Annotated in this window: 10 protein-coding genes; 9 read left to right on the plus strand and 1 reads right to left on the minus strand. The window is 32.4% G+C overall.

Annotation, left to right across the window (positions count from 1 at the left end; genetic code table 11):
• The first annotated feature begins 60 nt into the window (after positions 1–60).
• The 9 genes from DUT90_RS13220 (at position 61) to DUT90_RS13260 (ending at position 21887) form a co-directional block, all read left to right on the plus strand.
• On the plus strand, positions 61–4122 hold the full coding sequence (locus DUT90_RS13220; RefSeq protein ID WP_114427642.1) for a hybrid sensor histidine kinase/response regulator transcription factor: 4062 nt from the start codon (positions 61–63) through the stop codon (positions 4120–4122).
• A 98-nt stretch (positions 4123–4220) separates the two neighbouring features.
• Complete coding sequence (locus DUT90_RS13225; RefSeq protein ID WP_114427643.1) at positions 4221–7259, plus strand: sugar-binding domain-containing protein; 3039 nt, start codon at positions 4221–4223, stop codon at positions 7257–7259.
• A gap of 143 nt (positions 7260–7402) precedes the next feature.
• On the plus strand, positions 7403–9373 hold the full coding sequence (locus DUT90_RS13230) for a polysaccharide lyase family 8 super-sandwich domain-containing protein (RefSeq protein WP_181858209.1): 1971 nt from the start codon (positions 7403–7405) through the stop codon (positions 9371–9373).
• Positions 9374–9380: 7 nt separating this feature from the next.
• Positions 9381–12767: a glycosyl hydrolase gene (locus DUT90_RS13235; protein WP_114427645.1), complete on the plus strand. Its 3387-nt coding sequence runs from the start codon at positions 9381–9383 to the stop codon at positions 12765–12767.
• A 2-nt stretch (positions 12768–12769) separates the two neighbouring features.
• Positions 12770–16249, plus strand: a complete 3480-nt coding sequence (locus DUT90_RS13240) for a glycosyl hydrolase (RefSeq protein ID WP_114427646.1) — start codon at positions 12770–12772, stop codon at positions 16247–16249.
• A gap of 2 nt (positions 16250–16251) precedes the next feature.
• Positions 16252–17694: a BNR-4 repeat-containing protein gene (locus DUT90_RS13245; protein WP_114427647.1), complete on the plus strand. Its 1443-nt coding sequence runs from the start codon at positions 16252–16254 to the stop codon at positions 17692–17694.
• Between the two features lie 2 nt (positions 17695–17696).
• Entirely contained in the window at positions 17697–19040 is a 1344-nt protein-coding gene (locus tag DUT90_RS13250) for a sulfatase (protein ID WP_114427648.1), read from the plus strand.
• A 6-nt stretch (positions 19041–19046) separates the two neighbouring features.
• Positions 19047–20561, plus strand: coding sequence for a sulfatase (locus DUT90_RS13255; RefSeq protein ID WP_114427649.1), 1515 nt, complete (start codon positions 19047–19049; stop codon positions 20559–20561).
• Positions 20562–21887 carry a family 43 glycosylhydrolase gene (locus DUT90_RS13260; RefSeq protein ID WP_220222568.1) on the plus strand — a complete coding sequence of 442 codons (1326 nt, stop codon included), beginning with the start codon at positions 20562–20564 and terminating at the stop codon, positions 21885–21887.
• Between the two features lie 308 nt (positions 21888–22195).
• On the opposite strand, the gene DUT90_RS13265 is transcribed toward DUT90_RS13260, so the two are convergent.
• Entirely contained in the window at positions 22196–24265 is a 2070-nt protein-coding gene (locus DUT90_RS13265) for a DUF4082 domain-containing protein (protein WP_114427650.1), read from the minus strand.
• Between the last annotated feature and the right edge of the window lie 552 nt (positions 24266–24817).

Here is a 24817-nt window from a genome sequence, read left to right on the forward strand (position 1 = left end):
AGTATTCAAATTCAAATCTATTTTTTACCTTCGAAACAATATTTAAAATTAAAATTGGAAATGAAGTTTTTAATAAAACAAAAACTAATTTTAGTATTCTTAAGTTGTTGTGTCAATATTTTATCGGCACAAATAAGTGATTTTAATTTCAGAAATATAAATATATCTAATGGGTTGTCTAACAATACAGTTGCATCTATACAACAGGACAAGTTTGGTCAAATGTGGTTTGCAACAAGTAATGGTTTAAATAAATTTAACGGAAAAGAATTTACTGTATATAGAAATATCCCGAATAACAAAAATAGCATTAGTAGTAGTGAGATAATAAGTGTTTTAGTAGATAGAGAGGGGTTTGTTTGGGCAGGAACATTTAATGGGTTAAACAGATTTGACCCTAAAACCAATACATTTAAACGCTATTACAAAATAACTTCAGACAAACATACCTTAACAAACGGATTGGTTATATGTAGTGCGGAAATGCGTGGAGGTAACATTTGGTTTGGTACTGCAAATGGGATATCGATCTTTGAAAAAAATAAAAACAGATTTATTAGGTTTTTACAAGGTAATGCTAAGACTGGTTTCAACTATATAAATGACATTAGCCTAGATAAAAAGGATAATGTTTGGTTGGCTACAAATAAAGGAATCATTAAGGTAGAAAAAAATAAAAATAACAAGTTTAAAACAAAAAGATATCTTTTTACCGATGCAAAAAATAATTTTATTGTAAATGATTTACTCGAAATAAAACCAGGGATTATTGGTGTGGCAACAAAATATGATGGATTTCTTATTTTTGATGCTGAAACTGAAAAATTTAGTAGGCCTAAACAAATTGAAGTGCCTACTAATATAGATGTAAGAGATCAAGAAGTTGATAATGATGGCAATCTATGGATTACAACCACTACAGGGCTTTATATAGTAACACTAAATAAAAAAACCACTTTAATACAAGATGGTAATATTAGAAGTTTTGGTAACATTCAAAACGAAGTAAGAACAATTTATAAAGATAGAAATGGACTTATTTGGTTAGGAACCCAAAACGGGGGAGTAATGACTTGGGATAAGTCATATCAGAATTTCTTGCATTTTAAAAATAAGAACCTTATCAACAATATTACAAATAGTATTGTATCAGATAATAAAAACAATATATACTTTGCTACTGAAGGAGGTGTTGTTAATCTATTAAATAAGAGTGGTGAAATCACAGAAATTTTTAGAATACAAAATCAAGAAAAAACCATACAGTATCCTATACAATCTCTGTATATACATAATTCTGATCTATTGTTTATAGGTACATCTAATAAAGGAGTTATAGTTTATGATGTAAAATTAAAGAAAAAAAGAACCGATATAATTTCTCAAGAACTAAGTAATTATATAGACAATGTTATCGTTTTTGATATAAAAGAAGATACTGAAGGAAATCTATATATAGGTACTTTTGGCAAAGGTCTTGTTAAGTATAACTTGAAAAATAAAAACTTAAAAGTTTATACTAGGCCTCAATTGGCAACCAATATAATTAAATCTATACATATAGATGAAAAAGGTAATTTGTTGGTAGCGGGTATTGGAGGTTTAACAAAATTAGAATTTGATAAAGATAAAGAGTTAACATTTAAAAATTACTTTAAAAAAACCTTTGTAACCTTTAATGTTAGTAGTGTTTATAAAGATAAAAATAATAATATTTGGGCCGGAACCACAACAAGGGGATTGTATAAATATATAGGTAATGATTTTAAGAAAATTACTATTTCAAAGAAAAATAAAATTTCTACTGTCAATTCAATTTTAGAAGGAGAAAAAGGAGTTTTATGGATGAGCACAGATAAGGGGATTGTAAAATACAACTCGCAAACAAAAAAAAGTACTATTTACAACCAACGAAACAATATCCCCAATATTGATTTTAGACAAAACTCAGCCATAAAAGTAGGAACTCAATTTTATTTTGGAGATTTACAAGGAGTCACAACATTCAATTCTGAGAAAATAACTAAAACTAAAGAAGTACCCAAAGTAGTATTGTCTAATTTAAAGATAAAAAATGAAGCAGTAACGATAGATGGAGAAGACAGAATTTTATCTAAAAGTTTAAATTATACAGAAAAAGTAGAGCTACGTCATAACAATTCTAATTTCTCAGTTAGTTATGCGTTACCAAATTATATCAATTCTAATGACAATCAATATGCTTATAGGTTAAGAGGATTAGATAATAGTTGGACATACACCAAGCAAAATGAAGCCTTTTTTACGCTTCAAACTGCTGGAACTTATGTATTTCAGGTTAAAGGAGCAAATCATGACGGGATTTGGAGCAAAAGAGTAACAAGGCTTATAATTATTATACATCCAGCACCTTGGAAAACTTGGTGGGCTTACACAATTTATTTTATAGTAGTCTTTGGAATGTTTTATGGTATTGCATGGATTTTACAATCTAAATCAAGACTAAAAAATAAGTTAGAATTAGAGTATATAGCTAACAAAAAAAATGAAGATTTAAATAAAGCAAAACTAGAATTTTTTACCAATATCTCTCATGAATTTAGAACTCCACTAACACTCATCATAGGGCCTCTTCAAAATATATTAAGTAATTACACTGGGTCAAATGAAATCTACAAGAAATTAAAAATAATAGAAAGTAGTACCAATCATCTTTTAAGATTAATTAATAGATTGATGGATTTTAGAAAATTAGAAAGTAATCAGTTTCAGCTAGAAGCAGCAGAAGGTAACATCGTTAAGTTTTTAAAAGAAATTTTTCTATCTTTTTCAGAACACGCTAAAGATGGTAATTATATATATGAATTTATCACATCAGAAGAAGAAATTTTGGTGTATTATGATAGATATAAATTAGAGCGTGTTTTTTTTAATTTAATTTCAAATGCCTTTAGATACACTAAAAAAGGAGGCGAAATTTATCTTAAGATTAAACAAATAGAGAAAAAAATAGTGATAACTGTTGAAGATTCTGGAGTTGGAATAGCAGAAGAATTTGTAGATAAAATTTTTGATCGTTTTTTTGAAGTTGCCATTCATAAAGAAACTGAGGGTAATTATGTTAAAGGAACTGGTATTGGGCTGTCTATAGCTAAAAATATTGTAAAATTACATCATGGAGAAATAACAGTTGAAAATTTAAAACCTAAAGGAGCTAAATTTTCTGTAGTGCTTAAGTTAGGGCGCAATCATTTAAAAGATAAAGAAATTTTAAAGAATTATAAGAAGAGTGATGATGTTTCTCAATACGCTATTCAAATGAATATGCCAACGCAAGAGAAAAAAGAAGAAGTAAAAGATTTGTTAATAGAAGAAAAAGAATATACTATTTTAATAGTAGAAGATAATACGGTACTAAGGTCTTTTATTAAAGAAGTTTTGAAGCCAAAATATAACGTCTTACAAGCAGAGAATGGCAAAATAGCATTAAAAAAAGCCATAAAGTATTTACCTGATTTAATAATTAGTGATGTTGTAATGCCAGAAATGGTAGGTACAGAACTTTGTTCTAAAATTAAAACAACCCTAGCTACAAGTCATATTCCTGTAATTTTATTAACTTCAAGAACCTCATTAATATACAAGTTTGAAGGCTTAGAAAGTGGAGCAGATGATTACATTACAAAACCTTTTAATTTAAAAGAATTTGACCTTAAAATTAAAAATATACTAAATTCAAAACAACACTTAAAAAACAAATTTAGTTCAGAAACCAATTTTAAATCTTTAGATATATCATTAACTTCTTTAGACCAAAAACTATTAGAAAAAGCGTTTAAAATAGTCAAAGAAAATATTTCTAATCCAGATTTTAATATTGCTCAATTTTCAGAAGATTTAGGGGTAAGTCGTTCTATGTTATTTACCAAAATCAAAGCTTGGGCAAATGCAACACCAAATGAGTTTATTCAAGAAATACGTTTAAATCACGCAGCTAAATTACTAGAACTAGATAAGTTTAGTGTTTCAGAGGTGGGTTATAAAGTTGGTTTTAAAAGACCTAAATATTTTAGTCAATGCTTTAAGAAAAAGTACGGGACTACACCTTCAGAATTTTCTAAAAAATTCACAAATAAAGATTAATAATAAAACGTGTTTGTGCAACCTACATAACACTACAGGATTATTAATAGATTTTAAAAAATTATGTTTGTTAATTAGCACCAGAACAATTAACAAACATGAAAAAATTTTTTGTAGCCCTATTTTTTTCTTTAGGAGTTTCTTTGATGTACAGTCAAAGAATTGAAACCAACTTTAATAACAACTGGAATTTTATTTTAGAAGACAATCCATCGTTTTCAAAAGAAAATGTTGATGATATCAATTGGAAAAACCTAAACGTTCCACACGATTGGTCATTTGAAAAAGGGGTAAGAAAAGGAGGTGACCAAGGTCAAGGTGGAGGTTATCACGATGGTGGAATTGGTTGGTACAGAAAATACTTCAATATTAAAAAAGAAAGCCTATCAAAAATCACCTACATCAATTTTGATGGCGTGTATATGAATAGCGAAGTTTGGATTAATGGAAATTACATTGCAAAAAGACCTTACGGATATATTAGTTTTAGATACGATATTTCAAAATACTTAAAAGAAGGAAAAAATACTATTGCAGTGAGAGTAGATAATGCTTTAGAACCTTCTGCAAGGTGGTATCATCCGTGTGGAATATACGCACCTGTAAAATTGATTGAGGTAAACAAAACCCACATTCAACCCAACAGCATTTTTATAAAAACACCTTCCATCAATAAAAATAAAGCACAGGTTGTGGTTGATGCTGCAATTAATGGAGAAATTAAAAAGTTGAAATATGAAGTAAAACTATTCTCTCCAGAAGGAAAAGAGTTGACCAATAATTGTGAAAAACTAGAAAATACAAATCCATCATATCAGTTTGAAATAGAGAATCCACAATTATGGAGTCCAGAAAGTCCAACGCTATACAAAGCAGTGACTCAAATTTTAGATGGTAAAAAAGTAATTGATGAAATAGAAACAAGGTTCGGATTCAAAACCGTAAAATGGGAAACCAAAACAGGTTTTTGGCTAAATGGAGAAAACGTAAAACTAAAAGGTGTTTGCGAACATTGGGAAGGCGGACCAGTAGGTGGTGCTTGGACAAAACCAATGTTACGTTGGAAATTACAGTCCTTAAAAGACATGGGAATCAATGCCATTCGTCCCTCTCATAACCCAACACCACCGATGTTTTACGATATCTGTGATGAAATTGGGTTGTTGGTTATGGATGAAATTTTTGATGGTTGGCATAAAAAAGCACCACAAGATTACGGAAAACAAGCCTTTGATGAATGGTGGAAACGCGATGTAAAAGAATGGATTACAAGAGATAGAAATCACGCCAGTATTTTTGTATGGAGTTTAGGTAACGAAACACATAGTGATGTTGCCCCAGAAATGGTGGAATTTGGAAGAAATTTAGATCCAACACGATTGTTTACTTCAGGTGCAGGAAATCCAGAAGATATGGACATTCAAGGGGTAAACGGTGGTTCAGAAACCAAATCTTTTATAGATAATAAAATTCAAAAAGGATTAGAAAAACCATTCATCTCTACAGAAGCACCTCATACTTGGCAAACTAGAGGGTACTACAGAACGCAAACTTGGTGGCGCGATAACGAATTACCAGGAACTTACGAATTACCCAATTTAACAGAAAAAGAAATTTTCTTTTACGAAGGCATCAATCCTAAAAACTGGCGTAATAGAAAACAAAGTTTCAATTCGTCTTATGATAATACAACAGTAAGAGTTTCTGCAAGAAAATATTGGGAAGTTGTTCGTGACAATCCTTGGCATAGTGGAAATTTTAGATGGACAGGTTTTGATTATTATGGAGAAGCTGGTTTGGTACATGGCGGTTTACCTTTTAATTTATTTATGGGTGGCGCTTTAGACGTAGCTGGATTTAAAAAAGATTTATTCCATTTTTATAGAAGTCAATGGACAACTGAACCTATGATACACATGTTGCCACATTGGTCGCATCCAAGAATGGAAAAGGGAACGGTTATTCCTGTTTGGGTATATTCTAATGCCGATGAGGTAGAATTATTTTTAAACGGAAAATCTTTAGGAAAAGATAAACCAGGAATGGTTTGGAACGAAATGCAATGCGAATGGATGGTGCCTTACCAAGAAGGGAAACTAGAAGCGGTAGCGTATATTGATGGTAAGGAAGTAAAAAGAACCTCATTTTCTACAGCCAAACAGCCTTCAAAATTAAAGACAAGTTTGCAGAAATTAGCAGGAGAAGGTAATTTTGAAGCAAGTTACATCATCACATCAGAAAGTTTAGATAGCAACAACAGTTTGTATCCTTACGGAGAAAATAAGGTATATTATAATATTCAAGGTGATGTAAACAAGGTTTCTATGGAAAATGGAAATCCTATAGACCAAACTAGTAGAACAAAATCAGATTACAGAGCATTGTTTTTTGGAAAAACAAGATTGTTTTTAAGAGAACAACCAAATGCAAAAAATGCGACTATTGTTACTGCATCAATTTTAGGAGATAAAGCACTGTACATTTCAAATCTAATAAGTATTAATGCAGCTTCAGTTCAAGTTTTAGGCGAAAATAAGTCTTCAAATTTAGAAATTCTATACACTTTAAATGGAGAAAACCCAGAAACAAATGGGCTAGAGTATAAAGGTGCTTTTGAAATTTCAGATGGTACAACCGTAAAAGCTATTGTAAAACAAAACGGAAAAGTGGTTTTACATATGGAAGAAATTTTTGGTAAAAATGAAGGCTTGTTTTGGGGAGATGAACATTCTAAAGACATGTGGATTGGAAGAGGTATAAATATTTCTGCCGAAGAGGGTATTCTTGAAGGCGATACAAAAGTAAGTAACCAAGCGCGCCGTTATAAAGGTAGCGGTTTTGTGAGATTTGATGGAAAAGAAGGTGCAATAACATTTTACCAAGAAAACGACGGTGAAGAAGGTGATTACAGTATGCGTTTTAGATACATGCATAATAATGAAGGGAAATTGCATACTATGAAATTGTATTTGAATGATGAATTTGTAAGGACTTTGGAATTCAAACCAACTGGCGGTTGGGAAAAAGAATGGAAGTTTGTGCCTGCTATATTAAGGCTTAAAGCTGGAGCGAATAATATTAGGATAGAAACAACTGGAGAGAGCGGACCTTATATTGATGAGCTGTTTATTGATTAGTCATGGTGCTCAAGTTTTTTAAAACATATAGCATAAGCGTTCTTATCCTTCTAATATTAGGTTGTAATGAATCAAATAAGAAGTCAAAGCAACAGTACCCAGAAGAACTAACACAATTGCATGAAAATGTTTTAAACTATTACTTGCAAGACAAACCAGAACAGCAAACAGTAGACCATCTATTGTCAATCCTTCAGGAAGATGGTTCTTGGAAAACTATAGATTATACCACTAAAATAAAGAGTGAGTGGCCTGTAAAAAATCATTTAAAATATCTGCAAACTTTAGCTATTAGTTACAATACTAAAAGTTCTAAATTGTATAAGGATAAAACGCTTTCAAAAAAAATACACAAAAGTTTAGACTATTGGTTAAAGCATGATTTTTTGAGTGCCAATTGGCACGATCAACACATTGGTGTACCTAAATTTTTATTACCAACGCTGTTGCTAATGGAAAGTGAATTGACCAAAACGCAATTCGATAAAGGGATAGTGCTCGCCAATCGTGCCAAAATAAAAATGTCTGGGCAAAATAGAGTGTGGTTGGCCACCAACGTACTTTTAAAATCGTTGTTATTGCGAGATGCAGAAACTGTAGCCAAGGCAAGTAAAGCCATTCAAGAAGAATTAAAAGTAGCTAAAAATGTTGGGATTAAATCCGATTGGTCGTATCACGAACACGGTGCACAATTGCAATTTGGCAATTATGGCCTGTGGTATTTAGAAAATATGATACAATGCTATGCGTTTGTAAATGATAGCCCTTTTCAATTTGAAAAACATAAAATAGCTGTTTTAAGAAACTACGTTTTAGAAGGGCAACAATGGATACATTGGAACAATTCTTATGATGTTAACGCCTTAGGAAGACATCTCTATAAAGATGAACAGCAAAAGAAAGCGGCACGATTAAAAGTCTGTTTAGAGCAGATGAAACAGTTAGATAAAGCCTATTCAGAAGAATATGATAAAGCTTTAGATACTAAAATGTTATCAGGAAACAAACACTTTTGGAAATCAGATTTTCATGTACACCGTCGTAAAAACTTTTACTTTTCTGTTAAAATGAGTTCTCAAAGAGTGGTGGGCACAGAATCTGTAAATAGCGAAAATATCCAAGGTTATTATATGGGAGATGGGGTTGCTTTATTAGCGGTTAATAATAAAGCTTATCAAAATGTATTTCCGTTTTGGGATTGGAAAAAACTACCTGGAACAACCATTTTGCAGGATACAGAAAAACTGCCTATTATTAAATTTAGAGATTTTAAAACCAATGGCGAATTTGTTGGTGGCGTTTCTAATGGAAAAAATGGCATTGCAGTAATGGATTATGATAGAGATGGGGTAAAGGCTAAAAAATCTTGGTTTATGTTTGATGACACTATCGTGTGTTTGGGAAGTGATATTTCATCGGATAAAAATGCTGAAATCACTTCAGCAATTAATCAATCCTTTTTAAAAGGCAATGTTGTTATCAGTAAATCAGGTAATATTCAGAAAGCGGTACATAAACAAAAAAATGCAGATTTAGATTGGGTGTTACACGATAGCATCGGCTATTTTTTTCCTAAAAACCAGAAAGCCAATTTAGCAACGAATATACTAGTTGGAAGTTGGAATAATGTGGCAAAACGTTACCGTCCAATACTTTTAACAGAGCATATTTTTAAATTGTGGTTGTCTCATGGCGCAAAACCTAAAAATGCCTCTTATAGTTACATTTTAGTGCCAAATGCTTCTGAAGAAAAAATGAAGAGCTTGTACAAAAGCAATCCTTTTAAAATTGTGAATACCAAAGTGCAGCAGTCTGTTGTTTCGTCAGATGAAAAAAAAGCTGGTATTATATTTTATAAAAAAGGAACAGCTACAATTAAAGGAGAAATTTCTGTAGATGAACCTTGTGTGATATTATTAGAAGAAAAATCAGATTATTTAGATTTTGCAATTAGCGATCCTTCTCAAAAGCTCACTAAAATTGGCGTATCTATTAAAGGGAACTATAGTATTGAAAATAGTAAATACATCAATGGTAAAACTCATTTTATAATTCATTTACCTCAAGGAGAACAAGCAGGAAAAACGGTTCAATTGCAATTAAAAAGAAATTAAAAAAAGGATGAAAAAGACAGTTGTATTTTATATACTAATGTTGTTCACATTTGCTTTTGCAGTAAAATGTCAAAACATTAAAAAGGAAGTAAAAACAACAAAAGAATTAGCAAAAGGATTTCAAAATCCGCCTGACGAATCAAAACCAAGAACTTGGTATCATGTAAATAGTGATAACATGTCTAAAGAAGGGTTTACTAAAGATTTAAAAGCCATAAAAGAAGCGGGTATTGGAGGTGTTTTGGTATTTAATGTTTCTATGGGTTTGCCAGAAGGCGATGTAAAATACAATTCGCAAGAACATAGAGATATTTTAACACACGCAGCCAAAGAGTGCGAAAAATTAGGATTGAGTTTTGGAGTGCATAACTGCGATGGATGGACGTCTAGTGGTGGCCCTTGGGTTACTCCAGAAAACGCCATGAAAGTTGTGGTACATAGTGAGCAGATTGTAAAAGGAGGTCAAATAAATACCAAACTTGAACAACCACCTTCAAGACACAATTTCTATAAAGATATTGCTGTGGTTGCGTATCCTTCATTAAAAACGGAATTAATAGACGCAGAAGTACAGCCTATAATTACTTCTTCAGATAAGGCGTTTATTGCAAAATTAGCAACCGATAAACAAACTAATACGCATGCAGATTTAAAGCAAAAAGAATGGGTTCAGTTCGATTATGGTAAACCACATACCATACGTTCGTTGTCTATTTTTATCAATAAAAGAAAAGGAAGATTTAGTTTGTTAAAATCAGACGATGGTATACATTTCACTTTAGTTCGTAAACCCAATGAAGAACGTATTGGAAAAGACGAATGTTATTTTAAAGAACAGTTTAAACCTGTTACTGCACGCTATTTTAGATTGGTTACAGACTTAGATACTGGCATTTATGAAATGAAACTTTCAGCGAATTATAGCTTAGGAAACGAACTAGAATTTACTTCCTACAGAAGACGCAAACGTCCTACTGGAAATCCCGATAAGGAAACGTTTATTCATAAAAAAGACATTATCGTACTAACTGATAAAATGGACGATAATGGTGTTTTAAAAACGAGTTTACCCGAAGGAAACTGGACCATTATGCGATTTGGTTTTACAGCTTCTGGAGCAACAAACGAGCCTGCTTCTGATGCAGGAACAGGTTTAGAGATTGATAAATTCAGTAAAAAAGCCTTAAAGATTCATTATGATGCTTTTGTGGGTAAATTGGTAAAACAAGCCAAAATTGATGCTCCAAATGCTTTGCAATATGTAGAAATTGATAGTTATGAAGTAGGGCCACAAAACTGGACAGACGACATGGAAATCATATTTAAAGAGAAATACAACTATGATTTTGTGCCCTTTTTACCATTATTTGCAGGTAAATATGTAGAAGATGTAGCAACAGTAGAAGATGTGTTTTGGGATATGAAACGTTTGGTTAGCGATTTAATGGTAACCAATTATTTCGATTATTTCACAGAATTATGTCACGAAGATGGATTGTTGTCTTATATAGAACCTTACGGTTTTGTAGGGCCTTTTAATAGTTTAGACGCAGGTAGAAGCGCAGATATTCCTATGGGAGAATTTTGGTTAGGGAAACCAAACAATCATAAAAGAGCAGCCGTATCATCAGGACATATTTATGGGAAAAATGTCATTTCTGCGGAAGCTTTTACAAGCACCAAATTAAACTGGAGTTTTCATCCAGCGTTAGCCAAACAAAAAGGCGATTACGAGTGGACAAACGGTATTAACGAATATATGTTTCATCGTTTTGCACACCAATCCAATACCCATGTAGAACCGGGCATGTCTATGAGTTTTGTAGGTTCGCATATAGATAGAACACAAACGTGGTGGGACAATGCAGGGCCAGAGTGGTTCAATTATTTGGCAAGAGGTTCGTACATGTTACGTCAAGGAAATCCAGTGGTAGATCTGTTGTTTTTTGTTGGAGATAGAGCTCCAAATCATGTGATACATCGTAAACAAGTTAAACCACAATTGCCTAAAGCTTATAAATACGATTGTGTAAATGCTGAAGTTATTGTAAAACGATTAACGGTAGAAAACGGAAAATTGAAATTACCTAATGGGATTACGTACAATGCTTTGGTTTTGCCTAATACCGATGTAATGACTTTAGCAACTGTAAAAGGTATCTGGGAATTAAGTAAACAAGGCGCAATTATTATCGGGAAAAAGCCGAAACGTTTAGGAGGTTATCAAAAATCACAGGAAAATCAAGAAACGTTTAACGAATTAATCGAAGCGATTTGGTCAAGCAAAAAAACATATACTGCTTTTGAATGGGAAAACATTTTCAAAACAAATAACATCCAAAAAGATCTTATTGTTAAAGGTCAACCCGATTTTAACTATTACCATAGAAGAACCGAAAACGAAGATATTTATTTTATCTACAATCATAATTTAACGGAATCTGAAACTTTAGAGTGTAGTTTTTTAATTGATGGAAAAGTGCCAGAATTATGGAAAAGTACTAGTGGAGAAATTGTTGAATTGGCAGCTTATTCTCATAAAGATGGAAGAACAAATGTGTCGATTGATTTAAAACCACAAGAATCGGTGTTTGTCGTGTTTCAAAAGTCTTCAAAAAAAGCGACTAAAATTACTGCTATTGAAACAAATGCTTCAAAAAAACCTTTGTTTTCAGTAAATCAAAACGGTCAAAAATTGAAGATGGAAGTTTTCGAAAACGGAAACTATTCAAGCTTAATTAACAATACTGAAAAATGGAATATAAACGTTACCGATATTCCTAATCCTGTTGCAATTGCCAATGCATTGACTATCGATTTCCGTGAACAAGATCATCACAAAGCACAAATAAAAACCAATACGTTATTTGATTGGACAACCCATAAAGATGAAGGTATTAAGCATTATTCAGGTACAGCTATTTATCAAACAACGTTCAATATTCAAAAAGGATTTTTACAAGAAGATAGGGTGTTTACGTTAAACCTTGGAGACGTTCATGTTATTGCAAAAGTAATGCTTAACGGAAAAGAGATTGGCGTAAGTTGGTTAGCACCATACAGTTTCGACGTAACTTCAGCCTTAAAAGAAGGTGAAAATGAGTTGGTTGTTGAAGTAACCAACCAATGGACAAACCGTTTAATTGGTGATGAAAAACTACCCAACCAAACTGGGTACGACGTAAGGAGAAATAAATTGGGTTTTGGACCTTCTAATTTTAGAGGTGATATGATGAAAATGCCAGAGTGGTTTAGAAATAATGAACCACTTCCGGAAGGACCTAGAAAAACCTTTAGCGCTTATTCATTTCAAAAAGCAACAGATAAATTATTGCCATCAGGTTTGTTAGGGCCAATTACAATTACAACATCAAAATTAATTACAAAAAAATAAAAATGAAGAAAACAGTAAGCACATTATTCACGGTCTTATTTTGTTTTATAACACTTTTTGCACAAGAAGTGGGTTCAGATTTAGAATCTGGATTTATAACCCCACCAAACCAAGCTAAAGCCAGAACTTGGTGGCATTGGATTAGCGGAAATGTTTCTAAATCAGGAATCACAAAAGACTTAGAAGCCATGAAACAAGTGGGCATTCAAGAAGCACAATTGTTTAATGTGCACTTGGGTTTTCCAAAGGGTAGCATTACTTATTTAAGTGAAGAATGGCTAGATTTATTTCACTTTGCAGCTTCAGAAGCAAAACGATTAGATTTAGACTTGGCATTTCATAATAGTGCTGGTTGGTCTTCTTCTGGCGGTCCCTGGGTTACCGAAGAAAATGCTATGCAAACTGTAGTTTTTAGCGAGTTTATTGTTGATGGAGAACAAGTATTTAAAAGTAAAATTCCTAAGCCAAAAACCAAATTTAGTTATTATAAAGACATTGCTGTATTAGCATTTCCAAAGCCTAAGACGTCTGTGAAAATTGATGGATTAGATTATAAAATATTATCAGATAGAATCAGAAATCATTTGTTGCCAGATACCAAAGAAATTCCAAATGCAGCCATTGTAAAAAAAGAAAGTATCATTAACATTACATCTAAATTTTCTGAAAATGGTATTTTAGAATGGAACGTTCCAAAAGGAGAATGGGTTATTTTACGAATTGGGCATTCGCCTAATGGAGCTAAAAATAGGCCTGCTGTTGATGGTGGCCACGGTTTAGAGGTCGATAAAATGTCTGCAGCTGCTTTAGATGATTATTGGAACAAAGGTGTACAGCCAATTTTAAATAAATTAGGAGATTTAGTTGGAGAAACTGTAAATAATTGTTTGATTGATAGTTATGAGGTAGGTTCGCAAAATTGGACTACTGGTTTTGAGCATCAATTTAAAAAATTACGAGGTTATGATTTAACACTGTATTTACCAACTTTAGCTGGCTATTATGTAGAAAGTGGCGAAATTACTGAGCGTTTTCAATGGGATTTTAGAAGAACTATAGGCGATTTAATTGCTGAAAATTACTATGGCCATTTTGCAGAACTATGCCATAAAAACAAATTAAAATTTTCTATAGAACCTTATTGGGGACCTTTTGATAATATGCAAGTTGGCGCCAAAGGAGATATTGTGATGTGTGAGTTTTGGAGTGGCGGATACCCCTTTTTTGATTCATCAAAATTTGTATCTTCTATAGCTCATTTAAACGGAAGCAGCATTGTTGGAGCAGAATCTTTTACCGGTATTGGGGGTTGGGACAAACACCCTGCAACTATTAAATCTATTGGAGATAAAGCTTGGGCAGAAGGCATTACCCGTTTTATATTTCACACCTATGTGCATCAACCTTGGGATGTTGGACCAGGTATGGCTTTAAGTTACCACGGTTTCGATTTTAACCGTTTGAATACTTGGTGGACACAAAGCAAATCGTATTTAGATTATATCGCCAAATCGCAATATTTATTACAACAAGGTACTAATGTGGCAGATGTTTTGATATTTACTGGAGATTCGTCTCCAAACACCGCATTTTTATTACCTGAACTAAAGAAATCTGGTTATGATTATGATTTAATTGGAGCTAATAAATTGGCAGAATTATCTGTGAAAAATGGAAAAATTGTTACGAAATATGGAGTAGCATACGAAGTATTAAGTTTACCAGAAAGCGATTGGATAACGCCTAAAACACTAAAGATAATAGATGCTCTAGTTAAAAACGGCGCAAAAATTATTGGTAATAAACCAAAGCGTTCGCCAAGTTTGAGCAATTACCCAGAAAGTGATGTTTATGTAAAAACAACAGCCAATGCACTTTGGGATAAAGGTTTGATAAAAACTATTTCAATTGCTGAATTTTTAAATGAAAAGAAGATTGTTCCAGATTTTTCTATTGCCGAGGCGAATAGGGAAGGCATTGGGTTTATTCACAGAAAAACAAAGGAGGCTGATATCTATTTTATAGCCAATGCCAAAAAGGAAAAAGTAGCATTTACGGGACGCTTTAAAGTCGCAAACAAATTACCTGAAATTTGGAATGCAGAAACTGGAGACATGAAAAAAGTAGCCGTTTGGAAAAGTAATAACGATGGTACTGTAAACATTCCAATTGCTTTAGATAGTGAACAGGCTGTTTTTATAGTGTTTAAAGAAAATTCAGTAGATAAAAATTACATTGTTGAAGCTGAAGTAAAATTAGAAAAACCAACACCAACACCACTATCTAACTTAAAAATCATAAAAGCAGAATATGGTAATTTTTTACAAGAAGGTTTAGTAGATATTACGGATAAAGTAGCTGCAAAGGTAAATGGTGAAACATTAAATTTTCAGATGTCTAGAGCCTTTTGCGATTGTGATCCAGCAATGGGCTATGTCAAAGAGTTTCGAATGGAATATCAAATTGGAGATAAAGTAGAACACATTCATGCCGAAGAACGAGAGTTTGTTAAAATTGATGCAGGCAATCAACCCCTCAAAATAATTTCTGCGGTATTTGGCAAATTTAAAGCAGAAACCAAAGGTGTGCCTAAAAACTTTGAAGCTTTTGATATCACTAAAGACATCGAAAAACAAGTAACTTCTGGAAAATTGAATATCAAAGTTTCAGATGAATTGGTAAATGGAAAAGCATTAAAAAATGCTACTAATTTTCTAAAAATTACATTTGAAACCGATGGGAATTCAAGAACCACTATAATTCCAGAAGGCGAATTTTTGAATTTAAGTAGGTCTATACCTTCATCAGAAATTTATAAAATAAAAGGCAATACCATTTGGAAAACACCTTTTTCTGGAAGTTTGTCGTATACAAAGGCATCAGGAAAATCTAAAGAAATAAAGGTCAAGGTTCCACAACCAATAGACCTATCTAAAAATTGGGACGTTACATTTCCTTTAAAAAACGGTCCAGTACTAAAGAAGCATTTTAAAAAATTATCATCTTGGTCGGAAGCAACTGAAGAAGAAATTCAGCATTTTTCAGGTACTGCCATTTATGAAAAAGAATTCACCCTATCTAAAAAACAGTTATGTAAAGAGAATGCTTTTGAATTGGATTTAGGAAGTGTAGCTATTGTAGCCGAAGTGTTTATAAACGATAAAAAGGTAAGTACCTTATGGAAAGCACCTTTTAGAGTCACTATTGATGATTATGTGAAAAAAGGCAACAATACTTTAAAAATAAAAATTACCAATTTATGGGTAAACCGCTTAATTGGCGACGAAAAAGAACCTTTAGATTACCAGCGCCAAGGTAATAAAACCAAGGCACTTCCTAGTTGGTTGTCACATCCAGAATCTCGTGATTCCAAAAGACAAACCTTTTCCTCTTGGAAACATTGGAAAAAAGATGATGAATTAAAAATGTCTGGTTTATTAGGGCCCGTGAAACTTCAATTTTATAAAAAAACAACGCTATAACTATGATATTCAATTCACATGTTTTTAAAATACTATGCATTTGTTTTTGCTTTTTAGGATGTGCATCAACACAGAAAGATACTTCCAAAACCACAAAATCACATAAAACGGTCGATTATTTTGCAGACAATGGTTTTGGAAATGCAGTTGCTGTGGTGCAACATCCTGCAGGAGTCTATCATAAAGGAATTACTTATGTCTGTTATCAAGGGGAATTAGAAGATCCTTATGTAGCGTCCTATAATCATACTACAAAAGAATGGAAAGGTCCTTTTAAAGCAGGTGTTAGTCAAATGGGGAAAGATCCTAATCGAAAGAAAAAAATAGACAATCATGGTAAGCCTGCAATTCTTATTGATGATGCAGGATATATTCACATTGCTTTTGGAGGTCATGGAGGAACACCTGAAGACGGTGAAAATCCATTAGGAAATCATCATTATGGAAAGAATTTACATGCAGTTTCTAAAAAACCTTTAGATATCTCTGAATGGGAGACATTAGATAATATTTCATTGTTTGGAACCTACAGTCAGTTTGTAAAAATGAATAATGGCGATATGTACTTGTTTTATCGTCATGGAGCTCATAGGAGTAACTGGGTATATCAAAAATCAACTGATAATGGTAAAACATTTGAAGAACCAGTTTCCTTTTTAAAGCATAAAAGGAGAACTGATATTGAAGCCGAAGATTCTTGGTATCCTTGGGTAAGCAAAGGTAATGGAGATGATATTATTGTGGCTTTCGATTACCATATTTGTAGAGATAATAAAAATAGTCAAGATGCAAGAGGACACATTCCAGAAAGACATAATTTGTATTATATGGTTTTTAATACGAAAACCAGAAAATGGAAAAATGTTAAAAATGAACCTTTAGAAATGCCTTTAACTAAAGAAATAGCAGATAAAAAAACCTTGGTAAGAGAAATAGTTAATGATTGGACTTTTCAAGGTGTAACCGATGTAGATTCTAATGGAAATCCGCAAGTTATTGTACTGGTTGGACCAGATATTGGTGCAAAAAGAAGCGGACCCAAACGCATACAGCATTATAGGTGGGACGGACAAGAGTGGCTAAAAAGCAAGAATACTGATCTTCCCAGAGGAAATGGAGATTTGGAAGTAACATCATCGAAAGAAGTTAGTATTTATTTGGAAAATGAAACAAATGACGATGTTGGAGAAGTAAGCAGATGGGATAGTTATAACAGTGGAAAGTCTTTTAAAAAAGAAGCTGTTTTTTTACAAAGAAAAAATGCATCATTTGTTATATCTTCACTTATTGATAATCCACATCCAGATGCTAGAATTATTGTAGGAGAAAAAGAAGAAGGTACAAATTACAGAAAAATGTATCTTTTGGGTGATAACGGCCCTATAAAACGTTTTGAAAAAGAAACTCAAATTTTAAATAAAAATAAGATACTTAAAATCAACTAAAAATGAAAATAATAAAACTACTACTCTTTAATACCTTAATTATAAGCTCGCTTTTATCTTGTGGAAATAAGAAAAAAGAGAATACAAGTAAAAGTGAAAATACAGCAGAAGCTCAAACGCCACCAAACATTGTATTTATATTATCAGATGACCAGTCGTGGACAGATTATAGTTTCATGGGAGATGAAAATATAGAAACTCCAAGGATAGATCAATTTGCAAAAGAAAGTTTAACTTTTACTAAAGGTTATGTACCTACTCCTTTGTGTTCTCCTTCATTGGCAACTATAATTACAGGTTTGTATCCTAAAAATCACGGAATTTTAGGGAATGATTACGTTTATAAACGTGTAAAAGGAGACCGTAAAGCAACTCAAAAAAATAGAGCAGAAGCTTATAAACCTGTCATTGCTGCTTTTGAAAAGCAAACGACACTTCCAGACATGTTGAAAGAAAAAGGTTATTTGTCTTTTCAAACAGGAAAATGGTGGCATGGTAACCACAAAATTGGAGGTTTTGATTATGGTATGACACATGGAGACCCGAAACGAGGTGGTCGTCATGGGGATTATGGTTTAGAAATTGGTAGAAAAGGTTTAGATACGATTAATAATTATGTAGACTTGGCAATAAAAGAAAAGAAACCTTTCTTTTTATGGTATGCACCATTTTTACCGCACAGACCTCATAATCCTCCACAACGTTTATTCGAAAAATATAAAAAGAAAACAGACTCAGAGCACTTGGCAAAATACTGGGCGATGATAGAGTGGTTTGATGAAACTTGTGGACAATTATTCGATTTAATTGAAGATAAAGGCTTAACCGAAAATACGTTATTTGTGTATGTATGCGACAATGGATGGAAACAAGATCCTAATAAAAGCGGTTATATGAAAGTATCTAAACGTGCACCATACGATTTAGGAATACGCACTCCAATTATGTACAAATGGGCAGGTAAAATAAAGCCCAAAATGGATACAGAAACTGTTGTAAGTAGTATAGATATGGTACCAACAGTTTTAGCTGTTTTAGGTATAGAAAAACCTGAAAACTTACCTGGAATTAGTGTTTTAAATAAAGAAACATTGGATAAACGAGAAGGAATTTTTGGAGAAGTATACGCGCATGATTTCGAATCTATAGAAAAGAGTATGTTTTACAATATGGCTATTTTTCCTCCTTACAAAATTATCGTTCCAGATCCAATAAGAAAAAAGAAAGAAAAAGTACAGTTGTTCAATATTAATGAAGACCCATTAGAGAAAAATAATATTGCAGATCAAAATCCAGAAGTGGTAGAACAACTAAAAAATAGAATTAAAGAGTTTAGGTCTAAATAAATTGTGATGAAAAAAACGTATTTCTTGCTGTTAATAGGAGCGCTATTTTTAGGTGCTTGTTCGTCTGAAAGTAAAAAAGTAAAGGTTAAAAAACCAAACGTATTGTTTATCGCTGTTGATGATTTAAACAATATGATAGGTCCTATTGATAATTTTTCAAATATCAAAACACCAAATTTTGATCGATTAGCAAAAATGGGAGTAACCTTTACCAATGCCCATGTACAAGCACCACTTTGTGGTCCTTCGAGAGCCTCTATAATGACAGGTTTACGGCCTTCTACAACGGGAATTTATGGAATGACACCTGATAACGAAATTAGAAGAGAGGGAAATCCTGCAACTAAAGATATTACGTTTTTACCAGAGTATTTTCAGCAAAATGGGTATCATACAATGGGTATTGGAAAGCTGTTTCACATTCACGCTCCTAAAAATGTATTTCAAGAATCTGGAGGACGTGTAAAAGGTTTTGGACCTTACCCTAAAGAACGTTTTGTTTGGAATGGTTTTGGAAAAGGAATTAAGGGAAAACACGGAAGAACAAGTACAGACTGGGGAGCTTTTCCAGAAAACGATACGTTAATGCCAGATCATCAATCTGTAAATTGGGTTAAAGAACGTTTACAGAAAAGTTATGAAAAGCCTTTTTTTATGGGCTTAGGATTTTTACGTGTTCATGTACCTTTGTATGTGCCTCAAAAATGGTTCGATTTGTATCCTTTGGATAAAATTGAAACACCTCCATACAAATCTGATGACTTAAATGATATTCCAAATATTGGTTTACAAATTAACGATTTACCAATGATGCCATCCACAGAATGGGCAAAGGAAAGTGGAGAGTGGAAAAAAATTGTGCAAGCCTATTTGGCATGTGTCAGTTATGTTGATTATGAGTTAGGTCGTGTTTTAGATGCTTTAGAAAGTAGTAAGCATGCAGACAATACCATTATTGTTTTGTGGTCCGATCATGGATATCGTTTAGGGGAAAAAGGTACGTTTGCAAAACACGCACTTTGGGAAACAGCTACCAAAGCACCATTACTATTTGCTGGTCCCAATTTACCGAAAGGAAAGAAAATTACTGCACCTGTAGAAATGTTGTCTGTTTATCCAACCTTGTTAGAATTAAGTGGATTACCTGCATATAAAAGAAATGAAGGAAAAAGTTTAGTAACGATGATGCAAAAAGATGAGGGGTTACAAGATGCTTATGCCTTAACTACTTTTGCGATGAATAACCATGCTATAAAAAAAGATGGTTACAGGTACATACGCTATGAAGATGGTACAGAAGAGTTTTATGATCATAGTAAAGACCCGAATGAATGGTATAATGAAGCTAGTAATCCTAAATATAAAAGTAAGTTAGCAACTTTAAAAGCGTTTTTACCAAAAGAAAATTCAAAATGGGATGAAAAGTCAAATTACACGTTTCAACCTTATTTTGTAAATCAAAAAAAACGTATTAATGGAGCAGAAAAACAACCTTTAGAAGTAATTGGAGCAGATAGATAAATGGTCATTTATAAAACCAATTTCATTAAAACAAGTGTTGCTATTTTTTACATGTTTTTTTGCAGTATTGCTTTTGCTCAAAATCCAATTTTAAAAGGTCTTGGTGTTTCAGATCCTCATGTAAGGGTTTTTCAGGATACAATTTACTTATACTCTGGCCATGATGCTAATCCAAAAGATAAAACTTGGGTAATGAAAGACTGGCGTGTGTTTTCGTCAACAGATTTACGCCATTGGTCTTTACAGGGTACTATAAGCCCCAAAGACAACTACATGGATGATAATAGTACAGATTGTTGGGCGAGTGACGCTGCAACAAGAAATGGGAAGTACTATTTTTATTTTTCAGATAGAAAAAGGGGTGTTGGAGTAATGTCTGCTTCATCTCCTACAGGGAATTTTAAAGATGCTTTAGGAAAACCTTTGGTGGCGCCAATGCACGACCCAACAATTTTAATTGATGATGATGTAGAAAAAACACCCTATTTAATATACGGAGATAAAGAAGGAGGAGGATTTCATATTACAAAATTAAATGATGATATGATTTCTATTGCAGAGACCCCAAAACCAATTCAAATTAATGGAGAAGCTTGGGAAAATGCACCACATTGGATGGATAAGAATTATCTCTTTAAACATAAAGATTGGTATTATTTAAGTTGGGGAAGAGATTATGCTGTTTCTAAAAATATTTATGGTCCATACCAATGTTTTGGAGGGGTTGGTAAAGGTTATAATTTAAATGAATTTGCTCATGGAAGTTTTTTCAAATGGAAAGGTCAGTTTTATCATATTTGGTGTTATTATATCAATAAAGGCTATAAGTTTAGAGAGTCTATTATAACCTATTGCCATATCGATGATAGTGGAAAAATTGTAACAGACACGAACTTTTTAGATCAACATTTTAGTAACGGAGTAGGGCAATACAATGCCTCTTGGGAAAAAATTGAAGCAGAATGGTTTTATGAAAAATCATCAACAATAGAAAAAATAGGGAGTGAAAAAGATGGATTTGTACTGTCAAATATTAAAGATAAAGATTGGGTAAGATTTGCGAATTTAACTTTTGATAAAGCATATCAAAAACTAATAGTAAATAGTTCTTTTAAAGGTAAAAAAGGAACTTTAGAAATACGAACTAAAAGTCCAAAAGGAAAGTGTATTGGAAAACTAGAATTAACAGCTAAAAATCAATCTAAAGTTTTTCAAAAAAGAGAACTTAAGATAGATCATGGTATTTCTAAAGAAGATGTATATGTAGTTTTTAAGTCTACAGAGAATAGTGTTTTACAATTAGATTGGATAAAATTTATACAATAATAAAACAAGTAAATTTTTAGTAAAAAAGGTAACTAAATCATGATGTTATTTACCAAAACAGTATCAAATTCTTTCATAAAATTGTCTAGATTACAAAAAAAATCAATAATTTCAATGTCATAAATCATAAGCAGAATATTTTTAGTTAATTGGATACCAGAACCTTAATTTTCTGCTTTAATTTAAATTTTCTTATATCGAACTCAGTTAAAATAACTAACCTGTTTTGAAGTTATTTTTAAATTCTTAAAAAAAGCCCAAGAAAAAAATCTTGGACTTTTAAAAAATATATAGATGGTTTTATTAGGTTAATTTTTCAACCATTTAAAGTTTAAGTTATTATTTGACGAACTAAGATTTACGAAGTAAATACCACTGTCTAAATTACTAACATCAATATTTATCAATTTATTAGATTGTGGTGCGTTTATCAAACCTACAACTTTACCAGTAATATCATAAATACTAATTTTACTTACTGTTATGCTATTATTATTTACAAAGGTCAAATCGTTTTTTACAAGCGAGGATTTTAAAGTAATATTATTTTTTAAACTCGTATCAATAATACTTTCGTTATCATTTACACCTTTTTTAGTAGAAGACTTAAAGCTAGTGGTCGTATAATTTGCATAAATATTATAAACCCAATTAGATTGAGCAGTATTACCCTGCCAAAAACTAGGCATAATACCATCAGACCATCCTTGATTAGAATTTATTCTACCAGGAGTTCCTGAATAGTACCTTACTTCTACACTATCTTCGTACACCCATGCTAAAAAAAGCCTTTGGTTAGCACTAACAGATACAGGTTGTTCTAAGTTAATAGTTTGCCAGCCTGCAGAATTATTAACTGGTGTAATAGGTGTAATGCCTAACCTGTTTTGAGGTGTGGTACCACTACCATCATAAACGGCTAATGTCATGTCATTGCTACCACCTTCATGGTACATGGAAATACTGGTAATTTGTCCATCACTAGGCATGTCAATCGGCATTGCTCTTCTGTTAGATGCTGCTGCAGAAACAAGGTCTCCTAAGTTTTTATAACCAACTCTTGTAGTAGTTGATGATCCTCCATTATTGTCAGAACCAGATGAAGGGGTGTAGTTTGCATAGATGTAATAGATCCAATTAGATTGGTTAGCAGTGCTTCCCCAGCTACTTGGCATACCACTAGACCAACCACTACCAGCATCTATTCTACCTGGGCTTCCCTGTCTATATCGTATACCTGGATTGTTTTCATATACCCAAGCTAAAAATAAAGTTTCATTAGCATTGACCTGAACTGGTTGCTGTAGTTGGATAGTTTGCCAACCTGTTTGAGAGCTTACAGTAGTAACATCTGTTACAGCAATTCTATTATTGGGGTTTGTTCCACTTCCACTATAAATAGCTAACCTCATATCACCTTGCCCTGCTTCATGGTACATAGCAATACTTGTAATAGTTCCATCTTCAGGCATTACCACAGGCATAGCTCTACGATTAGCAGAAGTGGTTGTTCGGTCTCCTAAATTGTCAAAACCAATTAAATTTTCGTTATTTGATCCGCCATTGTTGTTACCACCATTGTTATTGCCTCCAGTATTATTTCCACCAGTATTATCAGGGTATCCAATTATATCTCTAAAAAAAGCGGTTCTATTTTGTAAATAATTGATTACAAAATTTTCTACATTAGCAGGTAATCTTCCTGGGTATTTTAGGTATGTGTAACAAAAAATGGCGTGTTCTGGCATATCTTCTATTTTTGTACCATCATCTAAAGTAAAATCTCTTGCATATTCAGTAATGTATGCGTTGTCACTACTTACTGCGTTTTGCCATGCAGCTGTTTCTTGATAATCTTCTTGATATCCGGCATGAACTGACTCATGAAACACGGTTTCTTCTAAATCGTTATTGCTGATACGAACATCCATATTTTGAGAATATAAATTAAAGAATCTTCCTTTGTTCTCTGCATTCGCAGTAGTGTTAGGTCCTCCCCAGTGTATATTAATATGATCTAGGTTTTGCCTGTTTTGTACAGGCAACTTACCTAATCTAGGGGTTAATTTGTCTACCCAAGTTCTTGCTTGTGTTGCATTGCCCAGATCGCCGCTAACCCATATTGGTAGTACTTTTCCTGTAGCAAATGTGGCTTCAAAAATATGAACCCCATCTTCAAATAGACCTCGTTTTTCTTTACTCGGCATTTCCACGTTATCTCTAGTTCCTAAATAAGATACACTTTGAAAGTCGTCAGGATCATCACTTTTAATAAAATCAATATCGTTAGACGTTATCGAAAACCGCCATAATGGATCTTGACCATAAGTGTTTGACCATAATAAAAGGCCTATTAGTATTATAAATAATTTTTTCATTTTTATTTGATTTTGATTAGTTATTAATTTTACAAAACCTAATTTATTGTTTGAATAAATTTAAGAGTTGCATCATTCGAATACTAAAATTTAAATTTGGTGTTTTGTGGAAATTGTTTTTAACATTGCACCAATAAATTTTAAATACTAACAATCTTATACTCCTTGTTTAATAAGGAATACGTTTTAGTATATTCAGAATTATTTTCAAATTGATAAAGTCACGATTGACATAGTAAAGTGCTTAAGAAAATACATTTTACTAATAAATTATACACTTGTTTTAGGAGGAGGTGTAGTTCTCTATCAAATTTTAAAATACCTTTTCTAATCGATTATAAAAAGTAGTTACTCAAAAGTAATTACTAAAAGATAGCAATAAAAGTTGATTGCATTAATAAATTGAAAAAAAACCATTGAAAAAAAGAATTTTGTATTATACTGAAATAGGTTGACCTTTTTTTGATGATTTTCGACACGTTCAATCTATTTTTTTCAGCCGTTTAGAAGGCAAAAAAATAGTTTGAACTCGGTTAGTTCTTAAATTTTTAG

The organism is Polaribacter sp. WD7 (genome assembly GCF_003335085.1).
GTDB lineage: Bacteria > Bacteroidota > Bacteroidia > Flavobacteriales > Flavobacteriaceae > Polaribacter.

Coding starts and splice junctions, on each gene's coding strand:
- DUT90_RS13265 (WP_114427650.1), bottom strand. CDS start 24,265: ATGAAAAAATTATTTATAATACTAATAGGCCTTTTATTATGGTCAAAC.
- DUT90_RS13260 (WP_220222568.1), top strand. CDS start 20,562: ATGGTCATTTATAAAACCAATTTCATTAAAACAAGTGTTGCTATTTTT.
- DUT90_RS13225 (WP_114427643.1), top strand. CDS start 4,221: ATGAAAAAATTTTTTGTAGCCCTATTTTTTTCTTTAGGAGTTTCTTTG.
- DUT90_RS13245 (WP_114427647.1), top strand. CDS start 16,252: ATGATATTCAATTCACATGTTTTTAAAATACTATGCATTTGTTTTTGC.
- DUT90_RS13250 (WP_114427648.1), top strand. CDS start 17,697: ATGAAAATAATAAAACTACTACTCTTTAATACCTTAATTATAAGCTCG.
- DUT90_RS13240 (WP_114427646.1), top strand. CDS start 12,770: ATGAAGAAAACAGTAAGCACATTATTCACGGTCTTATTTTGTTTTATA.
- DUT90_RS13220 (WP_114427642.1), top strand. CDS start 61: ATGAAGTTTTTAATAAAACAAAAACTAATTTTAGTATTCTTAAGTTGT.
- DUT90_RS13235 (WP_114427645.1), top strand. CDS start 9,381: ATGAAAAAGACAGTTGTATTTTATATACTAATGTTGTTCACATTTGCT.
- DUT90_RS13255 (WP_114427649.1), top strand. CDS start 19,047: ATGAAAAAAACGTATTTCTTGCTGTTAATAGGAGCGCTATTTTTAGGT.